The 19,975-nt window shown below is 44.3% G+C and carries 20 protein-coding genes; 16 read left to right on the top strand and 4 right to left on the bottom strand.

Annotated features, from left to right (window positions below; genetic code table 11):
* Positions 1-128: 128 nt before the first annotated feature.
* From FKQ60_RS12830 to FKQ60_RS12820, 3 genes are all read left to right on the top strand, one after another.
* Complete coding sequence (locus FKQ60_RS12830; RefSeq protein WP_040903595.1) at positions 129-515, top strand: hypothetical protein; 387 nt, start codon at positions 129-131, stop codon at positions 513-515.
* Positions 516-1,537: 1,022 nt separating this feature from the next.
* Positions 1,538-2,173 carry a lysoplasmalogenase gene (locus tag FKQ60_RS12825; protein ID WP_170904976.1) on the top strand — a complete coding sequence of 212 codons (636 nt, stop codon included), beginning with the start codon at positions 1,538-1,540 and terminating at the stop codon, positions 2,171-2,173.
* A 61-nt stretch (positions 2,174-2,234) separates the two neighbouring features.
* Positions 2,235-2,825, top strand: a complete 591-nt coding sequence (locus tag FKQ60_RS12820) for a YhgN family NAAT transporter (protein ID WP_004393933.1) — start codon at positions 2,235-2,237, stop codon at positions 2,823-2,825.
* A gap of 75 nt (positions 2,826-2,900) precedes the next feature.
* Here FKQ60_RS12820 and rsmD read toward each other — a convergent pair whose 3' ends face one another.
* Complete coding sequence (gene rsmD / locus FKQ60_RS12815) at positions 2,901-3,506, bottom strand: 16S rRNA (guanine(966)-N(2))-methyltransferase RsmD (RefSeq protein WP_154169832.1); 606 nt, start codon at positions 3,504-3,506, stop codon at positions 2,901-2,903.
* Positions 3,507-3,718: 212 nt separating this feature from the next.
* Here rsmD and ftsY point away from each other — a divergent pair, with 212 nt between their 5' ends.
* The 6 genes from ftsY to glpG all read left to right on the top strand — a co-directional run bounded on the left by ftsY (position 3,719) and on the right by glpG (position 9,163).
* Entirely contained in the window at positions 3,719-4,879 is a 1,161-nt protein-coding gene (gene ftsY, locus FKQ60_RS12810; protein ID WP_170906616.1) for a signal recognition particle-docking protein FtsY, read from the top strand.
* Positions 4,880-4,983: 104 nt separating this feature from the next.
* Positions 4,984-5,661 carry a cell division ATP-binding protein FtsE gene (gene ftsE, locus FKQ60_RS12805; protein ID WP_004393937.1) on the top strand — a complete coding sequence of 226 codons (678 nt, stop codon included), beginning with the start codon at positions 4,984-4,986 and terminating at the stop codon, positions 5,659-5,661.
* The gene (gene ftsX, locus FKQ60_RS12800; RefSeq protein ID WP_004393938.1) at positions 5,648-6,613 is read left to right on the top strand and encodes a permease-like cell division protein FtsX; all 966 of its coding nucleotides are present in this window, start codon (positions 5,648-5,650) and stop codon (positions 6,611-6,613) included. The genes ftsE and ftsX overlap by 14 nt, the downstream gene beginning before the upstream one ends.
* Before the next feature lie 136 nt (positions 6,614-6,749).
* Complete coding sequence (gene rpoH / locus FKQ60_RS12795) at positions 6,750-7,607, top strand: RNA polymerase sigma factor RpoH (RefSeq protein WP_004393939.1); 858 nt, start codon at positions 6,750-6,752, stop codon at positions 7,605-7,607.
* Positions 7,608-7,997: 390 nt separating this feature from the next.
* Positions 7,998-8,318: a thiosulfate sulfurtransferase GlpE gene (gene glpE / locus FKQ60_RS12790; RefSeq protein WP_154169836.1), complete on the top strand. Its 321-nt coding sequence runs from the start codon at positions 7,998-8,000 to the stop codon at positions 8,316-8,318.
* A gap of 5 nt (positions 8,319-8,323) precedes the next feature.
* Positions 8,324-9,163, top strand: coding sequence for a rhomboid family intramembrane serine protease GlpG (glpG, locus tag FKQ60_RS12785; RefSeq protein WP_158137503.1), 840 nt, complete (start codon positions 8,324-8,326; stop codon positions 9,161-9,163).
* Between the two features lie 40 nt (positions 9,164-9,203).
* Here the strand turns inward: glpG and FKQ60_RS12780 are convergent, their stop codons facing one another.
* Complete coding sequence (locus tag FKQ60_RS12780) at positions 9,204-9,611, bottom strand: flagellar basal body-associated protein FliL (protein WP_040903599.1); 408 nt, start codon at positions 9,609-9,611, stop codon at positions 9,204-9,206.
* A 166-nt stretch (positions 9,612-9,777) separates the two neighbouring features.
* Between FKQ60_RS12780 and FKQ60_RS12775 the strand changes: the two genes are divergently transcribed.
* The gene (locus tag FKQ60_RS12775) at positions 9,778-10,317 is read left to right on the top strand and encodes a chorismate lyase (protein ID WP_170906615.1); all 540 of its coding nucleotides are present in this window, start codon (positions 9,778-9,780) and stop codon (positions 10,315-10,317) included.
* Positions 10,318-11,175, top strand: coding sequence for a 4-hydroxybenzoate octaprenyltransferase (gene ubiA, locus FKQ60_RS12770; protein WP_004393943.1), 858 nt, complete (start codon positions 10,318-10,320; stop codon positions 11,173-11,175).
* Between the two features lie 93 nt (positions 11,176-11,268).
* Here the strand turns inward: ubiA and plsB are convergent, their stop codons facing one another.
* Positions 11,269-13,695 (bottom strand): glycerol-3-phosphate 1-O-acyltransferase PlsB, encoded by a 2,427-nt coding sequence (gene plsB / locus FKQ60_RS12765; protein ID WP_170906614.1) that lies wholly within the window; start codon positions 13,693-13,695, stop codon positions 11,269-11,271.
* Between the two features lie 291 nt (positions 13,696-13,986).
* Here plsB and lexA point away from each other — a divergent pair, with 291 nt between their 5' ends.
* From lexA to dinF, 3 genes are all read left to right on the top strand, one after another.
* A complete protein-coding gene (gene lexA, locus FKQ60_RS12760; RefSeq protein ID WP_004393945.1) occupies positions 13,987-14,613 on the top strand; it encodes a transcriptional repressor LexA in 627 nt (208 codons plus the stop codon).
* Positions 14,614-14,691: 78 nt separating this feature from the next.
* Positions 14,692-15,510 carry a class I SAM-dependent methyltransferase gene (locus FKQ60_RS12755; protein ID WP_115152674.1) on the top strand — a complete coding sequence of 273 codons (819 nt, stop codon included), beginning with the start codon at positions 14,692-14,694 and terminating at the stop codon, positions 15,508-15,510.
* 110 nt (positions 15,511-15,620) lie between these two features.
* Positions 15,621-16,958: an MATE family efflux transporter DinF gene (gene dinF / locus FKQ60_RS12750; protein WP_170906613.1), complete on the top strand. Its 1,338-nt coding sequence runs from the start codon at positions 15,621-15,623 to the stop codon at positions 16,956-16,958.
* 96 nt (positions 16,959-17,054) lie between these two features.
* On the opposite strand, the gene sthA is transcribed toward dinF, so the two are convergent.
* Positions 17,055-18,455: a Si-specific NAD(P)(+) transhydrogenase gene (gene sthA, locus FKQ60_RS12745; RefSeq protein WP_040903606.1), complete on the bottom strand. Its 1,401-nt coding sequence runs from the start codon at positions 18,453-18,455 to the stop codon at positions 17,055-17,057.
* A gap of 265 nt (positions 18,456-18,720) precedes the next feature.
* Here sthA and fabR point away from each other — a divergent pair, with 265 nt between their 5' ends.
* Both fabR and FKQ60_RS12735 read left to right on the top strand, forming a co-directional pair.
* Positions 18,721-19,362, top strand: coding sequence for an HTH-type transcriptional repressor FabR (gene fabR / locus FKQ60_RS12740; protein WP_154169851.1), 642 nt, complete (start codon positions 18,721-18,723; stop codon positions 19,360-19,362).
* Entirely contained in the window at positions 19,362-19,724 is a 363-nt protein-coding gene (locus FKQ60_RS12735; RefSeq protein WP_040903607.1) for a YijD family membrane protein, read from the top strand. The genes fabR and FKQ60_RS12735 overlap by 1 nt, the downstream gene beginning before the upstream one ends.
* Positions 19,725-19,975 lie beyond the last annotated feature (251 nt).

The following is a 19,975-nucleotide window of genomic DNA, read 5'->3' as shown; positions in this document are numbered from 1 at the left end:
CACTTGGAGTTGCAGGTAGGCGGCAAGTGAGTCCCCATGAGCATAGACAGACTCTATGATTGGGGTGAACGACCGTAGCCAACACCGTTGTAGCTTCAAGTAGCAAAGGTATAAGCAAGGAGGCAGACATGTCCGAGATAGAACAAGTCGTATTACGAACGAGAAGATTAGAGACCTTATTGCGTCAGCATTATCATGCTCAAGGTAAAGGTTTGCATCAGTTGATTTCTAGCTGCGAGGAGCGTTTACCGCATGACATTATTGAAAAGCTGAGATACATCGCTACGATTCGCAATAAAATTGTTCATGAAGATCATTTTCATTTGCCGGATAGGAAAGCGTTTTTACTTGCGTGCCTTCAGTGTGAAAAAGAACTCGCTCCACGTAGTGGGCGCTTTATTTGGCGTGTTGCTGTGATGCTGATGTTATTAATGACGATGGCGGCGGTAACGTTTTATTATCTGCATTGGGATGAGTTATCTAAGTTTTTCCCCCACTTTTTACCCAAGAGCTAGCACAGAGACTGAATCTTGCGCTTTAGATTAGAGACTTATGCTATCGATTAATAAAATTAAACCGTATCGATAAGTTAAGCAAGGCTAGCGCCATCGTTCGGTTTATCTGTTACTGATGCCAATAAAAAACACATATAAAAAAGGACACCTAGTGTCCTTTTTTATATGTGTTTTTTATTGTTTTCTTTTTTTAACAAAGGGTTAGTAAAGTAGTGGCAGTGTCATTAAGCCTACGATGACCGCGATCATTACCAATCCCTGTTTTTGAGATGAAGAAATCATAACACTGCTCCTCTGTTGTCTGTTTCATCTATGTAATCAGAATAGCTTGCTTTATTGACTTGATCAAGGGGATCTTGCTGAAAGCCTTAAAAGTTGGCTTTAAAGTGTGATGGTTTATCCGATTACGGCTTGATGAAGAGGAGTTTATGAGCTGGTTACCTCTTGTTCTCATTGGCGCTTAATTATCCATTTTCAATTTAAGTTATTGAATTTATAGTTATTTATAATGTTGCTTTAATGTTTATATGATGTGTTTATTCTGGTTTTGGAGACTACTTGGCGAGTTTTGTCATTTTTCAGTTAATTGCTGTTTTTTTAAGAATACACTAATAGCTTAATGATATAAGTTATCATTTGATTCTGGTTGGATGAGTCGTTGTTTGTTTTTTATTGTTGTTTTTGTATCTTTTATTTGTTTTTAATTTAAGGTGGATTTTTTATTGATTTTGTTTTTTTAAGTGTATGATTTTTATTTTTTATTTTTTATTTTTTTATTTTTTAACTTTGATTTTTTATGGGTTTTTGGTGTTTGTTTTTGCTTTAAAACGATGTTTTTTATGGTTTATTGGTTGTGTGTCGAGGCTAATTCAGTCAAAGAATAGTTAACGAGGTAGAGATGCGGATAAGCTTTCAATGGTAAATTTACCACTATCGAATCGCAATCAAGATCCAATTTTTGCAGTTCACTTCTGGACTTCATCGATGACATGCCTACACTGGCGGCAGAATTGATAAGAGGTATCGACATGTGGAGCTGGATTTCTGTGGCATTATCGGGATTCATCAGCATTTCTGCGTTGGAAAACCATCATAGACGGCAAGCCGTATTGTTTAAAATGGTCAGTTTAGTACTACTACTAGCGATGATCATTGAACCACTATTTTCTCGTTCTATGCCTGCAATATGGATAACCACCGGTCTAGTTATTGCTATGTTGGCGGATGGATTACATACGTTTCATTTGCGACCTAAATTGTGCTTTTTAGGCTTTCTATTTGCTCAGCTCTGTTATAGCAAAGCATTTTGGATTCAATTATCCGGTAATATGGTGTGGTGGCTGCCCGCTTTATTGATTGCAACCAGCATTGTGACTTTTTTCCTTCTTCTGCCACAAATCGATACGTTACTTTTTCCGGTTACGATCATGGGGCTTGTGCTGGTACAATTAGCTTGGGCGTCCGGTGAGGTATTGCTGCAGCGCCCTTCTTTGGCATCTTTGGCAGGGTTTGTGGGTAGCTTGCTGTTTATTTTGTCGGCGTTATTATTGGCCATTCATGACTATCGACACACTTTACCTTGGGGACAATATTGGATTTCTGGGAGTTATCTGCTCGCTCAATCTTTGATGGTCGCTTCTGTTGTTTTGCTTTTTTAATTCAACTTTTCCCTTGCCACGGACATACCCATTTATCACCCCCTGTGTCTATTGAGGTTTTATGGAAATTTTATCGGCGGCAACCATGTTATTTTTGATCATGGATCCGCTGGGTAACCTGCCTGTTGTGTTATCCATTCTTAAGCATCTTGATCCTAAACGTCGCCGTAAAGTGCTGATCCGCGAACTGTTCTTTGCCTTAGTGATTCTGATGCTATTTTTGTTTGCAGGGCGATCGATTCTCGGTTTCTTGCATGTTCAGCCTGAAACCTTGAGTATTTCTGGCGGCATTATTCTGTTTATCATTGCGATTAAAATGATTTTTCCCAGTGCGGGTAGCATTACAGGTTTAGCGGCAGGAGAAGAGCCATTCTTAGTACCGATGGCGATCCCGATGATTGCAGGGCCTTCTGTCATTGCCGCGCTACTTTTACTTTCAACTCAGCATCCTCAACATATGCTTGAGCTCTCTGCGGCGGTGATTCTTGCATGGTCAGGAACTTTTGTTATTTTAATGTTCTACAATTTCTTCCATCGTGTATTGGGCGAGCGCGGGTTAAAAGCAGTAGAGCGCTTAATGGGTTTGTTATTGGTAATGATTTCGACCCAAATGTTCCTTAATGGTGTGAAAAGCTACATGGGCATGGCGTAATCGAGAGCAGATAGCTCCGCTCCCTATCAACGCTATTTATCTTGCATCACCAAATGATAGCGATCGTCGGTGACGTTATGCCGACGTCGCTTGTCTGAGGTATAAACGGTAGCACACTTGGCCAGCGGTTTTTTCTCGATGCAGTTGCCAGTTGTCAGGTAGTTCATCCAATGAGAGTTCTTTTTCACATTCAATATAAATAATCGCTTGTTCTGCTAACCAGCCGTTGGATTCAAGTAACGGTACTACTTGGTTGATCAATCCTTGGTGAAAGGGGGGATCAATAAAAACCACATCGTATTCGCTGGCGGATTGTTTGAGATACTGCAAAGTATCGCCATGCACAGCATTGATGTTATTGGCTTGTAAGCGAGCGATGTTACTCATCAACTGATGATAAGCCGCCCCGTTGAGTTCGAGCATGGTCACTAGGTTTGCTTGACGGGAGGCGCATTCAAATCCTAAGCTGCCTGAACCGGCAAATAAATCTAAGCATTTTGCTTTTGCGATGTCTTGCGCTAACCAATTAAACACGGTTTCTTTGACTCGGTCAGTGGTGGGGCGTAATCCCTGTGCGTCATGCACGGGTAATTTTCGGCCGCGCCATAATCCACTGATAATGCGAACATGGCCACTGGGGAGGCGTTTTTGTGATAGGGTTTGCGGGCGACGTTTTAGCATAGATTTTTTGACCGTGAATTAAGTGTTACTATATGACTGATCTATTTAGCTTGTGTTTAAACATTGAGATAAATAGCCAGCAGAATTCAATATTATGACAAAGTTTATCAAGCGAACGAGAAAGTTTTCACTGCTTTGTCATTTTTCTTTTCTTAAAAGGATAATCTTGCAAGAAAAGAGTCATCGTTATGTCAAATTCAGGATAGCTCCCAATGACGGAAAAAAAGAAACGTGGCTTATTGTCATGGTTAGGGTTTGGGGATGAACAACCAAACACAACAACAGTAGTAGAAGAGAAAGAATCACAGTCAATAACCGAAGCGGAGCGTACCGCTTTAGACACATCGATCTTACCCGTTGAACAAGAAACAGCCAGTTCAGACGCTTTTTCAGAAACAGAAACAGAAACAGAACAAATACCGCCAAGAATTCAAGAGCAAGAAAAACCGAGTGAAAGCTTTTTTGTGCGTCTTAAACGGAGTTTAAGTCGTACTAAAGCAAATATCGGCGTTGGCTTTTTTGGGTTGTTTCAAGGTAAAAAAATCGATGATCAGCTATTCGAGGAGCTTGAAGAGCAATTATTGATGGCTGATGTAGGAATGGAAACTACGGTTAAAATCATTACCAGTTTAACCGAAAAAGCGTCTCGTCAGCAGTTGCGTGACGGTGAAGCGCTGTACGCGTTATTAAAGCAAGAAATGGCAGAAATGTTGGCCAAAGTAGAAAAACCGTTGCAGATTGATAGCCAAACCATGCCTTATGTGATTTTAATGGTGGGGGTTAACGGGGTTGGTAAAACCACAACGATTGGTAAGTTAGCCAAACAATTCCAAGCGCAAGGTAAAAAAGTCATGCTGGCGGCAGGGGATACGTTTCGCGCCGCGGCCGTTGAGCAATTGCAAGTCTGGGGAGAGCGTAATCACGTTCCGGTTATTGCTCAGCATACGGGAGCAGATAGCGCTTCGGTGATTTATGATGCGATTGAAGCTGCTAAAGCTCGAGGTATTGATGTGGTGATTGCTGATACGGCAGGTCGACTACAAAATAAAGCCAATTTAATGGAAGAGCTGAAAAAAATTGTCCGTGTAATGAAGAAAATTGATCCGCAAGCGCCGCATGAGATCATGTTAACTCTCGATGCGGGAACGGGACAAAATGCGATTAGCCAAGCCAAGTTGTTTAGCCAAGCCGCGCCACTCACCGGGATCACTTTGACTAAATTGGATGGCACCGCGAAAGGCGGCGTTATTTTTGCTATTGCTGACCAATTTCAAATACCCATCCGTTATATTGGCGTTGGTGAGGGGATTGATGATTTGCGTCCGTTTGTTACCCAAGAATTTATCGACGCGCTATTTAGCCGAGAAGAGTAACCACTACGGTGTTGAATCCGGCGATCATGCATGGCTGACCGGCCTGCCTGTCGCCGTTAATATTTTTAGCCAGCGATGTGTTATGTGTCATAGAGGGATCACGGGTGATTAAGTTTCAACAAGTCAGTAAAGCTTATCGTGGCGGTCGGCAAGCGTTACAAAAAGTCGATTTTCATCTGCGTCGGGGTGAAATGGCTTTTTTAGGCGGACACTCTGGAGCGGGTAAGAGCACCTTACTTAAGTTGATCTGTGCGATTGAGCGTCCCAGTGACGGTAAAATTAGTTTTAATGGTCATGATATTACTCGTATTCCTAACCGCGACATTCCTTTTTTACGGCGCAATATTGGGATTGTGTTTCAAGATCATCGCCTACTAATGGACAGAACGGTATTTGATAATGTCGCTTTACCCATGCGTATCGAATCGATTGCAGAGCAAGATATCAAGCGGCGCGTTTCAGCAGCATTAGATAAAACCGGCTTACTAGACAAAGCCCGTTGTCTACCTAGCCAATTATCGGGCGGTGAGCAGCAACGCGTTGGTATTGCTCGCGCGGTAGTGAACCGGCCGACCTTATTGTTGGCGGATGAGCCGACAGGTAACTTAGATCCTGATTTATCGAATCGTATTTTACGGCTCTTTGAAGAATTTAATCGCGCAGGTGTAACGATTTTATTGGCAACTCATGATATTAACTTGGTGCAATCTCGACCTCAGTATCGTCACTTTGAGTTGAACCAAGGCTTTTTGAGTGAGGTGGAAGAGTATGGTCAGCAATAAAGTCAATCCTAAAAAACGCAGCCAGCCTTATCCCAGAGCCCCGCGAGACAGCTTTATTACCACTCATAGTAAGCAAGCCAAAATGGCATTTTCGGCATTATGGCAACGTCCACTGGGTAATTTGCTTACATTAGCGGTGATCTCAATGGCGTTAGCGTTACCGGCCAGCTTATATCTATTGACGAAAAATATCGCTTCGGTTGCGGTGAATGTCACCAGTCCTTCTCAAGTGAGTGTTTATCTTCAACAAGGGACACCTGAATCGCGGGTGATGATATTAAAAGATCAGTTAGAAAGTCGCCCTGATATCGCTTTGGTTGATTATATATCCCCACAGCAAGGTTTAGCTGAACTCAGTCAATATGCTGGGTTTGATCAGGCCATTAGTTTACTGGATGAATACGCCCTACCAGGGGTACTCGTCATTACTCCTAGTGTTGAAGACAATCAGCAAATCAAACGGATTGCTGAGGAGGCTCGTCAGCAAGCCAACGTCACCGATGTCAGATTAGATGAAGATTGGTTAGCGAGGTTAGATGCGATTCGACATTTAGCGATGATCATCGTGGTTAGTCTATCGATACTGATGTTGTCATCGATCTTTTTGATCATCGGTAATACTTTGCGTTTTAATGTTCAAGCCAATAAAGATGAAATTCAAACCATGAAACTGATTGGCGCGACGGACAGTTATATTCTACGTCCCTACCTGTATTCAGGGATGTGGCTTGGTTTGCTGGGTAGCTTATCCGCTTGGCTGTTAACGGCTTTAGTGACCATTATCCTCAATGGTGCTGTGGCTGAATTAGCGACACTTTATGATAGCCGTTTTCGATTGATTGGCCTTAATTGGGATGAGTCGTTATTGCTACTGATGCTAGGAACTCTGTTGGGGTGTTTGGCGGCGCGTCTTTCTGCGCAGCGGCATTTAAAAGAAATTGAACCGCTATAAAATAGCGCGGTCTTATTGATCGGCTCCCAGAGCTGAGAGTAAAATTATCGGCAATCAAGGCTTGAAACCAATTCATTTTCGGTTCAAGATTGTCAGGTTAAAATTAACTCAAAATCACAGATTGATGAGGATTTGAATGACTAACCAAGCGTACCCAATGGCTCTTATTTCACAAGATAGCTTAGATAGCTACATCCGTTCAGTCAGCAGCTACCCAATGCTAACGGCTGAAGAGGAACGTGAACTGGCTGAGCGGTTGCACTACTCAGGTGATATTGAAGCGGCGAAAACGTTGATCTTATCGCATCTTCGATTTGTTGTTCATGTTGCTCGTGGCTACTCGGGTTATGGGTTACCGATTGCGGATCTTGTTCAAGAGGGAAACATTGGTTTAATGAAAGCGGTGAAACGCTTTAACCCAGAGGTCGGCGTAAGATTGGTCTCCTTTGCGGTGCATTGGATCAAAGCCGAAATTCATGAATACGTGTTACGCAACTGGCGTATCGTGAAAATTGCGACCACTAAAGCGCAGCGCAAATTGTTTTTTAACCTACGTAAATCGAAAAAGCGTCTCGGTTGGTTTAATAACGGTGAAGTTGAAACCGTTGCTCGTGAACTCGGGGTTGAACCTGCTGAAGTTCGAGAAATGGAATCTCGTTTAGCGGCGCTCGATTCAACGTTTGAATTTTCTGCTGAAGATGACGACAACCCGAATGCTTACACTGCGCCAGTGCTGTATCTGGAAGATAAGCAATCGGATTTAGCGGAAAATATCGAAGCGCAAAACTGGGAGAATCATACCAATCATCGCCTTAGTTTAGCTTTGGCAAGTTTGGATGAACGTAGTCAGCATATTGTGCGCTCTCGTTGGCTGGATGACCAAAAGGCGACCTTGCAAGAATTAGCGGATCTTTATCAAGTTTCTGCTGAGCGGATTCGCCAGCTAGAAAAGAATGCGATGAAAAAGCTCAAAGAGGCGGTCGGTGATTTTTAACCGCTAGACAATCAATGAGCAGAAAGCCGAGATCAATCGATCTCGGCTTTTTTATTAGGATCGAAAACAGTGATCAACGTCGGGTCGATTTTCTGTGGATAACTCTGTGATGAAAAGTATCACGAATGATCATCAGTGACGATAAATCAAGGCTTGAACGCTGTTTTCTATTTGGGGATATGTTTTTCTTACACACAGAAAAATAAAGATCATCACAACATGTAGTGGATCATTTTCTCTTGAGATACCTTATCAACGCAATCCACAGAATTATCCACAATATAATGCTTGAAGATTATTGAGCATAACCCCACAGTCGTTATGTACTTGTTCAATGTGGGTTAGGTTACAATGTGTGCTAACTAATTATGGCTTAACGAGAATCACTTCATGGACCCATTTCAACATATTGATGTTATCAGTGCACAACAGTTACTTGAACAAACGGAGGCCACGCTGGTTGATATCCGTGATCCGCAGTCTTTTGCGTTAGCTCATCCTCGGGATGCGTTTCATTTAACCAATGACACGCTCAATACTTTTATTAAAGAGCACGAATTCACACAGCCCATTTTAGTCATGTGTTACCACGGTATTAGTAGTCAAGGTGTGGCTCAATACTTGGTTAACCAAGGTTTTGAACAGGTGTATAGTATTGATGGAGGCTTTGAAGCCTGGCATCACGCTCATTTACCGACAACAACGAGTTAACCCAAATGATAAAATTGATCACCTTAGCTCATCCTCGGATGGCACAAGCTTTCATTGATTACATGGCCTCACGGCATATCGAGATTCAGATGCAGCCAGAGGAAGGTGGTCAGGTTTCTTTATGGCTCATCGATGAGCAGCACCAAATAGAAACCGACAGCGAACTACAGCATTTCTTGCGTTATCCTCAAGACAGTAAATATCAAGCGGCTTCTTGGCAGGTAGCCAATACTCAACCAACGCCGTTTACTTATCAAGCCCCGAGTCTTCTATCACTGGTAAAAGCCAAAGCTGGGCCAATCACATTACTGGTGATGATGGTCTGCATCGGGATTTTTGTTTTACAACAGCTTGGTTTGGCTCGTCAGGTGTTTGCGGGGTTGCATTTTCCGGCTTTCGCGGGTCAACAATGGCAATTATGGCGTTGGTTTAGCCATGCGCTGCTGCATTTTTCCATCATGCATATTGCGTTTAATCTACTGTGGTGGTGGCAGCTTGGCGGTGATATTGAAAAGCGGCTTGGTAGTCTTAAACTCACTCAGCTAGCATTGATCGCTGCGGCTCTCTCTGGTGCTGGACAATACTGGGTGGAAGGCGCGAATTTTGGTGGCTTATCTGGGGTTGTGTATGCTTTGGTGGGGTATTTATGGCTGCTGGGCTGGCGAGCGCCTCAACTTGGTTTAGAGATGCCTAAACCGTTAATTGGTTTTATGCTGATTTGGTTGGTGTTGGGATTTGTTCAGCCATTTATGGCGATCGCCAATACGGCACACTTGGTCGGATTAGTTAGCGGTATGTTATTGGGTTTACACGATGCAAGTCGGTCATCGAAAGCGTTCCATTGAGCGATAGTTCGATGACCGTGAGAGATTCGTTGACTCTGTTTTATTGATAAATGTATTTGGTAAACAGTAAATCAGCGATCAGTGTACGTCCGGTTTCAGGCAATAAGATATTGTTTAAATCCTCGACGAGGGTTTTTCGTAAGTTTTCTCGGCCAGCAAGAGAGCGGATGGAATCCTCGGTTTGTTTACCAAGCTGCTCAATGACCGCATCACGAATGAGTGGTTGATGGAGCTCGATTAATGGTAGATCGGCACTATTGGCGACCATAATATCAATTCTGACCTGAATATAGCCAAGACGATTACCTCGGGTATGGAAGTTGGTGGTCAATTCCGGCTCTAATGTAAAATAGGCGAATTGAGTTCTATTCTCCGTACTCGCCATCGCAGAGTAGGGGGCTAGCAGGCCAAAGGCGAGCATTATTGGGACTAGATAACGTTTAAGCATAGTTGTGCCTGTTCTTTCTTCTGTTCACGATATTCGAATCGCCCGACTCTTGTTACAATAGCGCATCTGATTGTAAATAAAATGCTTAATAGAGTCTGAACGCTGCTCGGTTTACCTGCATGTCGGCGTTATTGTATGACGATTAAGCGTCATATTGAATACTAGTATGAATAGAATGACTCCGCTCTATCTTTCTTCATTACGCCAAGTTAATTGGCAATGGCCGGAAGATTTTACTTATCCTACGGATAACGCCCAATCTTGGCTATTAGAGCAAGGGTCGTTATCGCGTCTGATGGCTCAGTATTGTCAGCGACTGAGTATTATTCAGCACCATAACCAGTGGCTGGAACCTGCACAACTGGATTTTACGGAAGTGACGTGGTTAACGGCAGAAACGTGTCTATTACGTCAGGTTATTTTAGCCGGAGATACTAGACCCTGGGTCTTCGGTCGTACACTCATTCCTCAAAGCTCTTTGCAAGATCAGCCAGAGGATTTGACTCAACAAGGGGATATTCCGCTTGGCCTTACCGTCTTTAACAGTGATCATGTTCGACGGGATGGATTACAAGTTGGCTGGGCGATGACCTTGGATGGCCCGTTACTTGCGCGACGTTCACGATTATGGATGAATCATAAACCGATGTTAGTCGCTGAATTATTTTTGCCCGATTGCCCAATTTACGCGAAGGAGAGTGTGTAAATGAACCAAGCAAAAGTGCATGCCTATTGGCAACTGATGCGTATGGATCGACCTATTGGTTCGTTGTTGCTGTTATGGCCAACGTTATGGGCGCTGATTTTAGCAGCGCAAGGAATGCCGGATTTCCACATACTTGTGGTGTTTGTGGTTGGGGTGTTTGCGATGCGTTCCGCCGGTTGTGTGATTAATGATTTTGCCGATCGTCATGTTGATGGGCATGTGAAGCGCACAGCTCAACGTCCGTTACCCACTGGGAAAGTGAGTGAGAAGGAAGCGATTGGGTTGTTTTTAGTCTTGGTGATCCTGTCTTTTTTACTGGTACTAACCATGAATCCTTTGACAATAAAACTCTCTTTAGTCGGGGTGTTACTGGCTTTCATCTATCCTTTCATGAAACGTTATACTCAAGTACCTCAGCTTTTTCTGGGCTTAGCATTCAGTTGGTCGATTCCGATGGCATGGGCCGCTCAAGCCAATGCCTTGCCTCCAATCATCTGGTTAGTCTTTGGGGTAAACCTGCTGTGGACGATTGCTTATGATACTCAATATGCGATGGTTGACCGTGATGACGATCTGTTGATTGGAGTGAAATCCACCGCGATTTTATTTGGTCGTCGTGATAAAGCGATCATTGGTGTGTTGCAACTGATGACGATCGTTTTATTGATCGCACTGGGTTGGGTTTATTCGCTAGGAGCCAGTTATTACTGGGCGATTTTAATTGCCAGTGGTTTATTTGTGTATCAGCAGCATTTAATTCGTCATCGACAACGTATGCCTTGCTTTCATGCTTTTTTGAACAATAACTATGTCGGTATGGTCATTACATTGGGGTTAATACTCTCACTGTGGTGGTAACTCGATGATCAACGACTAAGGCATCCCGTGGGATGCCTTAGTGTTATTGGGTCAGTGATAACCAGCGTCTGTAACCGTGATGACGTTAACTCATTACCACTCGACCTGACAGATACTCTCTTGAATGGTTAAACGGACTTCAGGATAGAGCATCAGGTAAAGCGCATCGGCAAACTGCTGAGTTTTTTCCAATTGGCAATAACCATCATGACCTAAGTAGCCTTGTTCGGTTAAAGTGACAAACAGCGCCGAAAAAACACCTTTATCAAAAAATTCTGGCGCATTAATCCCATGCAGTCGTCCCAGCCGTTGAGCAATCTCTTGGCTCTTAGCTTCGAGATCCGTTTTGGCTAAATCTGGGTTAGCAACCAGTAGATTCAAGGCAATCGCATAACGTTGCAGTGTTTCGGAAATCGTTCGACCAAGGAGCATCAAGACTTGTGTCTGGGCTTGGTTGATGGTTACCGTTTGCTGTTCAATCGTCACTAAGTGTTGGCGCTCAAGCTCGGATAGGTAACGCTCAACAATTTCATCCAATTCATGTTCGGCATAGCTTAAAAATAGTTCTTGCTTAAGGAAAGGATAGACTTGAGCAACGGTTTGCTGGATAGCACTGATCGATAATGATTGCTGACGGATCAGCATCTGCGCAATTAGCGATGGTAGTGCCAGTAAATGAATGATGTTATTACGATAATAAGTCATCAAAATCGACTGGTTACGATCTAATGAGATAATGTCGCCAATACTGTCGGTTTCAACCAAAAACTTATCTAACGACTCAGCATGGGTGACCAATTGCTCTGCGCTATCACTAGGTATGGTAAAGGTCGTCGAGTAAGGAACATTGCGTAGTAGCGCTAAATAACAATCGATTTGTTTGACCAAATTGTCCCGAGCTAATGCACGTTGCCTTGAGGCTAATAATGCGGTCGCACACAAGGTCATCGCATTGGCGGCAGCAGCATCGTTAATGTGTGTCATCATTTTGGTCGCTAATTGGTTAACGATAGGCATCATCCATTGGGGTTTGCTGCCCCCCATGGCATCAATGTCTTGAGTCCACTCTGGTGCATGTTCATTAAGATAGTGATTAAGAGGGATTGGCTCACCGAAATTAACGTAGCCTTGGCCAAAGTTACGTAGTTTACGTAGCGTGCGAAACACTAAGCCTGCATTCTCTTTTTCTTTGCGTTTACCGCGCAGCTCTTTGGCGTAAGTGCCGACTTCCATCACGTGTTCATAGCCAATGTAGACGGGCACTAGGGTTACAGGACGGTTCAAGCCACGCAGCATGGCTTGAATGGTCATTGCTAACATACCGGTTTTGGCTTGCAGTAAACGCCCGGTACGTGATCGGCCACCTTCACTGAAATATTCTACCGAGTAGCCTTTAGCAAACAATTCTGCCAGGTATTCGCGGAAAATCGTCGAATAAAGAGGATCGCCTTTAAAACTCCGACGGATAAAAAATGCTCCGCCACGGCGGAATATTTGTCCGGCAGGGAAAAAGTTTAAATTAATGCCCGCGGCAATGTGCGGAGGAACTAACCCTTCGTGATAGAGCACATAAGAGAGTAGAAGATAATCCATATGGCTACGATGACAAGGAACATAGACAATTTCATGACCATCTTGAGCGAGTCGACGTACCGTGGCCGCGTTGTTGATGTTCAGCCCTTGATAAATGCGATTCCATAGCCAGCCAAGAACATGATCCCCTTTTTTGATTAAAGAGTATGAAAAGTCGGCGGCGATCTCATCCAAAATATTATGCGCTTCTTTACGAGCTTTCTCTAATGAGATGTTTTTACGGTTGGCTTCATCGACAATCGCTTTTTCTATCGCAGGGGAGGTCATTAGTCTTGAAAATAACTGATGACGCTGAGGTAAGTTAGGGCCGGAAGCGGCTAATTTTTGACGAGAGAAGTGAATGCGTGCCACTCGTGCGAGTTTATGGGCAATTGAACTATCGGTCCCGTGAGCATCGGCCATGTAACGCAATGAAACTACAGGGCTAAAACGGACCAAACAGTCACGTCCAGAGATCACCACGGCGATGGCTTTTTGTAACCCGTTTAGAGCTTGTAAGTAAGGTTTTTCTTGTCCCTCTTTACCCGGACGTCTTCCCCATAGCACACTTGCAGGAATCATTTGAACATCCAATTCAGAATCATGCTTATGTAAGGCTAACAGTTCAGAAAAGGTAGTAATCGATTCGTTAGGCACATTATGGTCGTCTTGCAGTAGCGCTGGACGAGAAGCGATAAAAACATAACGTTTTAGCGTTTGACCATTAATGGTCAGTGGGGTCAGTGGGTCGGGGAGCCCCGCATTGAGCGCATGAGTTTGTAACGTCAGTAGATCAACATTCGAGCGAAACGGTAAGACATAAACAATCGGTTTATGCAGATCAATGGCTAAATCATCAATCGGGTTCGATGGGATCGCCGTGCCTTTTACCATTACCGATAGCGGTAATTTTAATAAAGAGCGAGAAAATGAGTGTCCGGAAGACATAAGAGTTCAAGGCCTCAAGATGCTGTACTAAAACTCAAACCGAGAGCGATCGATTTGAGTCGGTGTCTTTTTTTGAAGCGCAAGAATACCAGAAACTGGTCAAACCTTTTAATACTATTCCGTCATGTCAGTTGATTGCTTACTAGAGGTTTGATTTGTTTCATGATTCCTGTTCGAAACACTGCCCAGCCGTGACGGGCGGTGGAGTAATCAAAAAAGCAGCAATCCACTTTGCTTTTCGTGAATTACTGGATATACTCACAGTTAACTGTATAAAAAGACAGGTGAGTCATGAAGCCGTTAACGCCACGCCAGCAACAAGTCTTCGAGCTAATTAAAAGTAAGATCGAAGAAACCGGAATGCCACCCACTCGCGCTGAAATCGCTCGCGAACTGGGCTTTCGTTCAGCCAATGCGGCAGAAGAGCACTTAAAAGCTCTCGCTCGTAAACAAGTGATTGAAATTGTTCCCGGTGCTTCACGTGGGATTCGTATTTTAGTAGGGGCAGCCAATGATGCTGAGCAAGATCTTGGTTTACCTTTGATCGGCCGAGTCGCGGCTGGTGAACCGATCCTCGCGCAAGAGCACATCGAAGCGCATTATCATGTTGATCCGAGTATGTTTCGGCCTCAAGCCGACTTTCTACTCCGTGTTCAGGGGGAAAGCATGAAGGACATTGGTATTATGGATGGTGATTTGCTCGCGGTTCATAAAACTCAGGATGTGCGTAATGGGCAAGTTGTTGTCGCTCGTGTCGAAGAAGATGTGACGGTCAAACGTTTAGAGCGTAAAGGCGCGAAAGTGTGGCTGCATGCTGAGAATGACGCTTTTGCACCGATTGAAGTTGACTTAACTTGTCAAGATTTAGCGATTGAAGGGATTGCCGTTGGGATTATCCGTAATACCGATTGGATGTGACCCCTGCTCAAATATCACGCATTAGCTTGCCAATCTAATTGATATTCATTATCATCTTTTTATGGTGACATAAGGAAGATGATAATGCCCTCTAAGTACACTCATTCATCACCACGTTATCAAGTACCCACTCGTTTACTGCAGCCGCTTTGGTTGCGTAGCCGTGAAAGTTTCGTCGATGATGGCTTGGTCTATGATCCGATAGCCGCTCGTGCCTGTCAGCGTTGTCACCTTGCGCCAGACTGTCTCGCGGGCGACATTCCGCAAAAACAGCTATTGCATGTTACGCTGGCTCGACTGTGCGATCAGCAAATTCATCGTTTTTTAGCGACCCATCCTGATGGCTGGATCATTAATGTTGGCGCTGGTTTAGATACGCGTTTTTACCGAGTCGATAATGGGCGCTGTCACTGGGTGGAAGTCGATGTGAGTGAGCATTTGTTATGGCGGCAAAAACTGTTTCATCGTAGTGAGCGTTATCAGCATTGCTGCGGTAGTGTCGATAATCTTGACTGGTTAGAGCGGTTAATCATTCCTGATTCGGCTCCGGTATTGATCTTATGTGAACATGCGTTATTAGACTGCCACGCAAAGCAGATTTCTTCTTTTATTCGTGCGTTGGGGCTGCATTTCGTTAATGCTCGCGCTTGTTTAGTTCTGGCGGGTGATAAAACTATGACACGTCTTGGACAAAAAATGGGCTCTGGTCATTATCAACATGGTTTTGCTAAACCGGATCAAGCGATACTCAATGCTTTGCCTTGGGCACATAGCGCCTTGCTGTTATCGCCCCTTGACCGCCATTGCCATCGCTGGAAACTTTGGCAACGTTTGGTGAGTAAAATCAACGGATTCAAACATCGCCTAACCCCCGTGGTGGTCCAAGTGCGTTGGTAATGTCTTGGCGTTATTGGGATTGATGCTCATTGAGCGCTGTCCGTCGTCATCACTTGGGAATGCTGATTATTTTCGGTACACTGGATGGCCGATCTTAAGAGGGTTTCTATGTGGCGTCGCTAGTCCAAATTCTTACCAACCGCACCATTCATCGTCAAGTCTTACTGCTTTCCATTCCTATGGTGTTGTCCAACATTACCATTCCATTGCTTGGCTTGGTCGATGCGGCGGTGATTGGTCATTTACAGCACGCATGGTATCTCGGTGGCGTCGCGCTTGGGGGCATGCTGATCAGCGTTTCTTTCTGGTTATTGGGCTTTTTACGCATGTCGACGACCGGATTAACAGCACAAGCCTATGGCGCTGATGACCGTAATCAGTTGGCTTTAGTCTGGGTACAGGGCGTGCTGATGTCTCTTGGATTTGCGGCGGTCTTTTTGTTACTGCACCGTTTGATTGGTGAAGGCGTTTTTGCCTTAAGTGAAGCCAGTGAGCAAGTGAAACATTATGCTCAGCAGTACTTTATGATTCGAGCTTGGAGTGCGCCGGCCGTATTAATCAACTTTGTGCTGCTTGGTTGGTTATTGGGGACGCAAAATGCTAAAGCGCCAATGTGGATGGTGATCATCACCAATCTGACCAATATTGTGCTCGATGTCCTGTTTGTGCTCGGTTTTGGTTGGAAAGTCTCTGGCGTCGCGTTGGCTTCAGTGATCGCCGATTACCTTGGTATGGCTTTTGGTTTATGGTGTGTCTGGCGCTTTTGGCGTGCTAAAGGTTTACCATCACCTTGGGCTTTATTATTGCAAAGTACTCAAGGGATGAGTCGTTTTGTACGTTTAAATCGTGACATTTTCTTGCGTTCGTTATGTTTGCAGGCTGCCTTTAGTTTTATGACGTTTCAAGGCGCGGCTTTTGGTGATCAAGTTGTCGCTGCGAATGCGGTGCTGATGAGCTTCTTGATGATGATCTCTTACGGCATGGATGGTTTTGCATACGCGATTGAGGCGATGGTGGGCAAAGCGGTAGGAGCGAAAAGCCCGTCGCAACTTAAAGCTTCTATTATTGGCAGTACGTTTTGGAGCTTACTAATTTGCCTTGGGCTAACGGCCGTCTTTGCGTTCTCAGGCTCGAACCTGATTGGTTTAATTACGTCTATTCCAAGTGTACAGCAGACGGCTCAGGAATATCTGCCGTGGTTAGTCGCGATGCCGCTGGTGGCGATGTGGTGTTTTTTACTCGATGGGATATTTATTGGTGCCACGAAAGGGCGAGAGATGCGTAACAGCATGTTTATTGCTGCCAGTGGTTTTTTTCTGGTGTTTATACTTTTCTCTGTTTGGCAAAACCACGCTTTATGGCTAGCGATGTTAACGTTTATGGCATTGCGTGGGCTGAGTTTAGGTTGGGTATTAAAGCGCCAGTGGCAGCGAGGCGATTTTCTCTAGCTTAGGAAGAGACAGCTTAAACTGACGACGACTCTTTTGTTTAAGTCGCCGTCATCAACCATTTTTAAAACAAACCATGGTTAAAACAAGCCATGGTTAAAACAAGCGGTTTAATCCATTGAGCGCGGCAACACGATAAGCTTCAGCCATGGTGGGATAATTGAAGGTCGTGTTAACAAAATAGTCGATGGTATTAGCAGGGCCTTTTTGTTCCATGATTGCTTGTCCAATGTGGATGATTTCTGCCGCGCGCTCCCCAAAGCAGTGAATACCTAAAATCTCTTTGCTATCGCGATGAAAGAGAATTTTTAAACTACCGATATCTTTACCAGAGATCTGTGCGCGTGCTAAATGCTTAAATGAGGATCGTCCTACTTCGTAAGGGATTTTCGCTGCGGTGAGTTCTTGTTCGGTTTTTCCAACTGAACTGATTTCTGGGATGGTATAGATACCCGTTGGGATATCTTCGATCAACTTATTCACCGCTTGGCCCTGAGTAATCGCCTGGGCGGTAAAACGGCCTTGATCGTAAGCAGCACTGGCAAGGCTTGGGTACCCAATCACATCCCCAACCGCATAGATGTGCTCGACATCGGTTTGATAATTGTGGTTGACGGTTAATTGACCACGGGCGTCGGCGGCGAGGCCAACCGCTGATAAATTCAGTTGATCGGTATTACCCGTACGACCGTTAGCGTACAACAAGCAGTCCGCTTTCATCTTTTTACCCGATTGTAAGTGGACAATTACACCATCATCAGTACCTTCAATTTTCTGATGGGTTTCATCGTTGCGAATCACCACGCCACTATTCCAAAAGTGGTAAGAGAGCGCATCAGAAATTTCATTATCTAAAAAAGCCAATAAGCGATCGCGAGTATTGATCAGATCGGTCTTTACGCCTAACCCTCTAAAAATAGAGGCGTATTCACAACCAATCACCCCTGCGCCATAAATAATAATATGCTGTGGATCGTGTTTTAAATTTAAAATCGAATCGCTGTTGTAGATCCGAGGATGGGTAAAATCGATATCATTCGGTTGGTAAGGTCGAGAGCCAGTGGCAATCACAAATTTATCGGCTTGATAGTGCTCGATGCTGCCATCGTGTTTATGAACTGCGACAGTGTGAGGGTCGATAAATTCGGCGCTACCAAAAATTAAGCTACATTGGTTTCGGTCATAAAAGCCTTGTCGTAAGCGAGTTTGTTTATCGATAACGGTTTTTGCATGACCGAGAATGGATGAAAATGTGGCGTGTATGCTGGTGTTGTTTTTACAAAACAGCGGGTTACTGTTGAATTCAATGATTCGACTGACGGCGTGACGTAAAGCTTTCGAGGGAATGGTTCCCCAGTGTGTACAACCGCCGCCGACGGTGCTTTCCTTTTCTATGATCGCGACATTCATGCCAGCTTTGGCTAATCCCATTGCTGCGCCTTCTCCGCCAGGTCCGCTGCCGATGACGATAACGTCAAACTGGTGCTTCTGTGTCATAGGATATCCTTGTTGTTATCGATGCTTATCAGTGCTGTAGCGAGATTGTAACTGATTGTGTTGCTAGGTAAATCCCATTTCCCCGATAGGGTGTTTAGGATCACGACATTTTATAGGATAGCGGCTGGAGAATTTAAGTGTGGTATTTTTGTGTTGTTTGAATGGTTGAGAAAATGCTGACACTGCTATGCAAGCTGGGATCGACAATAGTGCGTTTCGCGTTATAGTATGCGGTTGATGATAAGGCTATGAGAATAGGTTCATTATGAAATCTACCGGAATTCGCGCGCTACAAAAAGAAAAAACTCGTCGTTCATTGATTGACGCAGCGTTTAGTCAATTGAGTGCGGATCGCAGCTTTTCTAATTTAAGTTTACGTGAGGTCGCACGCGAAGCTGGGATTGCCCCCACCTCTTTTTATCGACATTTTAAAGACATGGATGAGTTGGGGTTGACCATGGTTGATGAAGGTGGATTACTGCTACGTCAACTGATGCGTCAAGCGCGGCAGAGAATTGTTAAAGAGGGCAGTGTCATACGTACGTCAGTGGAAACCTTTATGGAATTTATTGAAAGTAGTCCTAATGTGTTTCGTTTACTGTTGCGCGAACGTTCTGGCACTTCGTTTGAGTTTCGCGCCGCAGTAGTGCGTGAAATTCAACATTTTTCTGCTGAGCTGACCGAATACCTGATCAATACCGGTATGGGACGAGAAGAAGCGGTCATCCAAGCTGAAGCCTCAGTGACGTTAGTCTTTAGCTCCGGCGCGCAAGCATTAGATCTAGAACGACAAGCGCGTGATGAATTGTCTGAGCGACTGATCATGCAGTTGCGTATGATGGCGAAAGGAGCCCTTTGGTATCGCAAAGAGCGTGAACGTAATCGACTAAAAAATGGGATAGAGTAATGAGTAACGAAACATCACCCACTTCCAATAGTAAAACATTGCTGCTGGCCTTAATTAGTGGCATGTGCGGTGACGCACTTTTATCATGGCTGACGATCAGCGAGGTCTCTTTCTCCCTCTTTCCACTGATTGCCCTCGTGTTGTCGGTACAAATGTTATACCAAGACTATTTACGTCATCCAGTAGCAGACGATATTCCGTTGGTTGGTTTAGCCTGTTTTTTTGTCGGAGCTTTTGGCCACTCGGCGTTTATGAAGGCTCAATACCCCGATTCAGGTTCAATGCTGTTTTCAGTGATTGTGGTATTAGGGCTTTTGTGGTGGATTGGTAAAAAGCTCGGTTTTATCGGACGCAAAAATTAACGAGCCGCTAGGCTCGTTAATTTCTTTTATGCTTTACGCTCTAGCAGTACGCCTGCTTCCATGTGGTGGGTAAATAGAACTCTGAATCTCGTGGCGTCTTATAAAGTCCAGGTTTGAATTTTAATTTATTGTTTTTGTTGATATTTTTACCTCTCCTTGTCCAAGGGGGTCTTTAGTCGTACAATGAAAACTCGTCTTTCCCCGTACCCCGTGCCGTACCCAGAGCCGTACCCAGAAATGCAGAGGTTTTT

It is taken from the genome of Vibrio sp. A11 (genome assembly GCF_013048705.1).
In the GTDB taxonomy this organism is placed as follows: Bacteria; Pseudomonadota; Gammaproteobacteria; order Enterobacterales; family Vibrionaceae; genus Vibrio; species Vibrio metschnikovii.
The sequence above is the reverse complement of the archived record's forward strand: the minus strand, read 5'-3'. Positions and strand labels throughout refer to the sequence as shown.